The sequence below is a fragment of the Oleiphilus sp. HI0066 genome (assembly GCF_001635725.1).
Window position 1 is genome coordinate 1 of record NZ_LWFH01000033.1, and the last position, 520, is coordinate 520.

Annotated in this window: 1 protein-coding gene; it reads left to right on the top strand. The window is 46.5% G+C overall.

The features are described 5' to 3' along the window. The coding region (locus A3738_RS00900; RefSeq protein ID WP_197473486.1) for an Ig-like domain-containing protein at positions 1-520 on the top strand (520 nt) is incomplete at both ends.

Sequence of the window (520 nt, forward strand, 5' to 3'; positions counted from 1 at the left end):
TGAGGGCAGCAAAATAGATTATAACGCCACGGTAACTTTCTCAGACGGAACCGAAGCCGATTACACTGAAAAGGTCGATTGGTATAGCTCCAATAGCAGCGTAGCCGAGGTATATAATGGCAATACTATAAGAGGCCTGCATGAGGGCCAAGCCGAGATCTTTGCTGTGTTGAAAGTGTCTAGCTCAGCAGACACAAATGAGGTGCTTCAATCTAATCCCAGTGGGCGTCTAGACGTTTTTGAGGCTAGAATCACAGACATCGACGTTGAGACCGTTGACGGCAACCCAGACTTGCCGATGATTGTCTCGAAATCTGAAAGCCTAGTACCGATTGATCAATTGCAGATTGATAACGTTGCCGCTGACTTCAAAGCACAGGCAACGTATGAAGATGGAAGTAGTCAGGATATTACGCTCAGCGACGATACTCATTGGACCATTGTCGATGATCAAGACAATCTAGATAGCAGTATTGCGGTGGTTGCTGATGGACGTGTGATCGGTTTAGGTTCTGGCAAT